The sequence below is a fragment of the Actinomadura logoneensis genome (assembly GCF_003428695.1).
Taxonomy (GTDB): domain Bacteria; phylum Actinomycetota; class Actinomycetes; order Streptosporangiales; family Streptosporangiaceae; genus Spirillospora; species Spirillospora logoneensis.
Window position 1 is genome coordinate 1 of sequence record NZ_QURH01000203.1, and the last position, 4,600, is coordinate 4,600.

The following is a 4,600-nucleotide window of genomic DNA, read 5'->3' on the forward strand; positions in this document are numbered from 1 at the left end:
CCTCGGGGAAATGGGCCAGCACGGCTGCGCGGCCCCGGTCCAGCAGCGCGGCGGCGCGGGCGCGGGCCCGCTCGCCGTCGCCGGCCTCGACGGCCGCGACCAGGTCCCGGTGCGCGGCCAGGTCGCGCCGCTCGTCCACCAGGAGCTCGTCGACCAGCGCCTGGGCCGGGCGGTAGGCGTCCAGCAGCACGTTCAGCGACAGCCGGTAGCAGACGTTCCCGGACCCCTCGATCAGCAGGTCCCAGAACGGCACGTCGAGCGCGGCGAGCGCGGCGGCGTCGTCCGCTCCGCCGCCGTCCCCGGTGACGAGCGCCTCCAGGGCGGTGAGGACGTCCCGGAGCGCGGAGCGGATCCCGGCGGGCGCGCGCCCGGCGGCCAGCGCCGCCGCGTCCGCGCCGATCGCCGTGCGCATCTCCATCACCGACCGGACGACCGCCGCGTCGATGCCGCCGTCCGCGCCGAGGAACAGCCGGGGGAGCAGGTCGAGCCCGGCGGTGCGGCGGAAGTCGCGCACCCGGGTCGCCCCGCCGTGCCGGATCTCGACGAGGCCGAGCTGGTCGAGCCGCTGCAGCGCCTCGCGCAGCGCCTGCCGGTTGACGCCGAACTCCTCGGTCAGCGCGCGCTCGGCGGGAAGGCGCTCGCCGAGGGGCAGGGTGCCGTCCAGGATCCGGGCCGCGATCTGCTCGAAGACCGCGGTGGCCACCGAGGTCCGCTCGACGGGGGAGAAGCCGCTCATGATCGGGATTCTGGGCGCGGAGAGGTCAACAAGTCAACTGGTCTGACCAGTAATCCTCAAAAAGAAGCGCCGGCCGGCGTCGAGGGGGACGCCGACCGGCGCTCAGCGGCGGAGGCCCTTTTGCGGGCCGGGAGGTCAGTCGCCTGGGTACGCGCCGCCGCCGTGCTCGGCGTCCAGGGCGTCGTAGTCGGGCGTGTATCCGCGCTTGGGGATCTCTGCTGTAAACACGACCTCGCGCGGCTTCTTGTAGGACGCGATCTCGCCGCGCACGTGCTCGATGATCTGCTCCACGGTGGCCTCCGCGCCGTCCCTGAGCACGACGACGGCCTTGGGCGACTGGCCGAACCGCTCGTCCGGGACGCCGATGACGGCCGCGTCCGCGACGGCCGGATGGGTCTTCAGCGCGCGCTCGACCTCGGCCGGGTAGATGTTCTCGTTCGCCGACTTGATCATCCGCAGTTTCGGGCCGACGAACGTGAGCGTGCCGTCGGCCTCGCGCCGGCCGAGGTCGCCGGTGTGGTGCCAGCCGCCCGCCGCCTTCGCCGCGTTCAGCTCGGGCCGGTTCCAGTAGCCGGAGAACAGGCTGTGGCCGCGCGCGCAGATCTCGCCGACCTCGCCCGGCGGCACCTCGTTCCCGTCGGCGTCCAGCAGCCGCACGTGGACGAGCGGGGACGGCCGTCCCGCGAAGCCCGCGCCGCCCATGCCGAGGCCGAGGAAGGTCAGCATCCCGCCGACCTCGGTCTGCCCGTAGCCGCCCATCTTCGACGCGCACCACGGGCTGTCGTCCACGGTGATCATCGCGTCCCACTCGGGGGAGTGCGAGACGAACCGCAGCGAGCCGAGGTCGTACCTCCCGTCCGCGTTCGCCTGCACCAGCCCGTCGATCATCGGCCCGAACAGGAACGCCTGCGTGCACCGCTCGGCCTCGATCAGGCGGCACACCTCGTGCGGCTCGTAGGCGGGCGTGAAGACGAGCCGTCCGCCGATCTGGAACGTCGCGAGCGTGAACATCATCGTCCCGACGTGGAACAGCGGGCCGCACGCCAGGAACGTGAAGCCGTCCTCCATCTGCCGCATGTGCAGCAGCGACATGCTGTGCGCGATCAGCGCGGAGTGGCTGAGCAGCGCGGCGTTCGGACGGCCGTCGAACGCGGCGGTGTACAGGGCGAGGACGGGCGCGTCGTCGTCGGCCCCGGCATCGGCGGCGGTCTCGGGCGGGGACGTCTCGCCGGACGCCAGGAACGCCTCGTACTCCTCGCCCGAGCGGATCCAGCGTGCGTCCGGTGCGGCCTGCCCGCGCGCCTTCTCGACCGCCTCGGACTCCTCCCACACCACGACCGCGGGCGCCAGGTCGGTCAGGACGTACGCGATCTCGTCGGCGGTCTGCCGCCAGTTCGCCGGGCAGAAGACCGCGCCGACGCGTCCGCAGGCCAGCAGCAGTTCGAGCACGCGGAAGGAGTTCTGGCCGAGCCACAGCACCCGCGCGCCCGGCCGCACGCCGCCGGCGGCGAGGGCGCCCGCGAGCCGCGCGACCCGGTCGTCCAGTTCGGGATAGGTCAGCCGGACGTCGCCGTCCACGACGGCCGCGCCGGCCGGACGGCCGCGTCGGTGCTCGGCGAGGACGTCGCCGAGGGTGAGCCGGTGTACTGCGGACATCGCGCCTCCTGGGGGTGGGGATCAGCGGAACGCGGGCATGACCTCGGCGGCGAAGAATCTCAGGACCCGCTTCATCTCCTCCAGCGGCATCGGCCGGGTGGAGCCGAAGTCGCACATCAGGTGCCCGAAGCCCATCTCCCGGATCGCCCGGATCTGGCCGATGACGCGTTCGGGGTCGCCGATCACCTCGAGCTGCTCCCAGCGGAACTCGCTGTCCACCGAACCGCCCTTGAGGTAGCGGTCCTGGTAGTACTCGAACCCCTTCGCCGCCTGCCCGGTCGTCCGGTCGATGGGGGCGCTCTGCAGGTTGAAGATGCGGGAGCGGTCGAACGCCGCCTCGAACCTCGCCTGGTCCGCGCGGGCCTGCTCGGCGGTCGGCGCGGCGTACACGATGCGGCTGGCGACCAGCTCGGCGCCGGAGGTGTCCACGCCGTGCGCGGCGGCGGTCGCGTGCCAGGTCTCGGCGGCCTTGGCGATCTTCTTGAACGGCGCGGCCGGGTCGGCCAGGATCGGCAGCCCGCGCGCGGCGTACATCTCGACGGTCTCGGGGCTGACGGCCGCGACGTGCACCGGCGGGTGCGGGCGCTGGACGGGTCTCGGCATCAGGTTCAGCGGGTGCCCGGTCTCGAAGAACCGCCCCTTGTACTCGAAGTTCTCCTGCGTCCAGAGGCCGAGGATGACGTCCAGGGACTCGTTGAAGCGGTCCCTGGCCTCGGCGAGGTCGAGCCCGAAGTTCTCGAACTCGATCGCCTGGTAGCCGCGTCCGATGCCGAGCTGGAGGCGTCCGCCGGACAGCAGGTCCACCATCGCGGCCTCCTCGGCCACGTGGACGGGGTTGTGCAGCGGCAGCACCACGATGCCCGTGCCGAGCCGCAGCCGCTCGGTGCGCGCGGCCAGGTTCGCCAGCATCGTGAAGATGTTCGGGACGGTCCCGTACTCCCGGAAGTGGTGCTCGGCGATCCACACCCCGTCGAAGCCCAGCTCCTCCAGCAGTTCGACGATCTCGATCTGGTACTCGTACACCTCACCGGGGGTCTGCCCCGCGAACTGGTGGAACAGGTGGAAGGCCGAGAACTTCATCGGGCGGTCAGCCACGTCGCAGGCTCCTTCGTCAACGCGCGGGGCGGGCGCCCGCCCGGGGGCGGGGCCGCACCCTGCCAGATTACGTACCAAGCGCTCGCTTGGGAAGCCTAACAGCCCGCCCGGCCGGATGGGGGATTCCGAGCCGCTCGCCGAGACGCAAGCGTTACGCGGCGAGGTGTCAACCTTCGTCATGGTCTGGGCGACTTACCGGGGTCTGTTGAAGATCGACCAGAGGAACGACACCACGTGGGACGAACCACCTTCCTGGCCGCGGGCTCGGCGCTGCTCGCCGCGACGCTCACCCTGACCGCCTGCGGCGGGAGTGGCGGCAAGAGCGACGCCGCGCCGAAGAGCACCCTGGACGCGGCCACCTCGTCCGCCGCCCCGTCCGGCGCCGGCAACGCCGCCAAGCCGCCCGCCGAACTGGTGACGGCCGCGCTCGACGCGTTCAAGAACTCCAAGTCCGTGCGGATGAAGGGCGACTTCAAGGACGAGGGCCAGGCGGTGCGCATCGACGTCCACGTGGGCACCACCCAGGCGGACGGCAGCATGCAGGGCAGCTTCGGGAACGCTCCCTCCACCGTGAAGCTCCGCACCCTGGACGGCAGGTTCTACATGAACGCGGACCAGGCGTTCTGGGCGGGCACGCTCGGAGACAAGACGACGGGGGCCGCGCTCGACGGCAAGTGGGTGCTGTTCCCGCCCAGCCAGGCCAAGGAGTTCAAGACCTTCCTCGGCCTCCGGCAGTTCGACCAGGAGGTCTTCACCCCGCTGCGCAAGGACCTCACGGTGTCCGGCGGCCTCACCACCCGGCGCGAGGACGTCGGCGGCGTTCCCGCGATCGCCGTCACGCGCCCGGGCGGCAAGAGCACGGTGTTCGTGGCCGCGAGCGGGGCGCCGCGCCTGCTCAGGCTCACCTCGACGCAGCCGGTCGGCGAGATGCCGGAGGGCACGTTCGACTTCTCCGAGTACGACGCGCCGCTGAACATCCAGGCCCCGCCGAACCCGATCGACATCAGCAAGGCCCGGTGACACCGGGCGGACGCCGAAGGGCCCGCCGCACCGGACCGCGTGGTCCGGGCGGCGGGCCCTTTTCTCGTCAGAGGCTCAGTGGAGGTGGTGGCC

General features: G+C 72.2%; 4 protein-coding genes. 1 reads left to right on the forward strand and 3 read right to left on the reverse strand.

Annotation, left to right across the window (positions count from 1 at the left end; genetic code table 11):
- From DZF91_RS11275 to DZF91_RS11285, 3 genes are all read right to left on the reverse strand, one after another.
- The coding region (locus DZF91_RS11275) for a FadR/GntR family transcriptional regulator (protein WP_147341103.1) at window positions 1-736 on the reverse strand (736 nt) is incomplete at its 3' end.
- Window positions 737-871: 135 nt separating this feature from the next.
- Entirely contained in the window at window positions 872-2,392 is a 1,521-nt protein-coding gene (locus DZF91_RS11280; protein ID WP_117357425.1) for an AMP-binding protein, read from the reverse strand.
- A 21-nt stretch (window positions 2,393-2,413) separates the two neighbouring features.
- Window positions 2,414-3,472, reverse strand: coding sequence for an LLM class flavin-dependent oxidoreductase (locus DZF91_RS11285; RefSeq protein ID WP_117357426.1), 1,059 nt, complete (start codon window positions 3,470-3,472; stop codon window positions 2,414-2,416).
- 249 nt (window positions 3,473-3,721) lie between these two features.
- Between DZF91_RS11285 and DZF91_RS11290 the strand changes: the two genes are divergently transcribed.
- Window positions 3,722-4,507, forward strand: coding sequence for a hypothetical protein (locus DZF91_RS11290; RefSeq protein ID WP_158587915.1), 786 nt, complete (start codon window positions 3,722-3,724; stop codon window positions 4,505-4,507).
- Window positions 4,508-4,600: the final 93 nt, after the last annotated feature.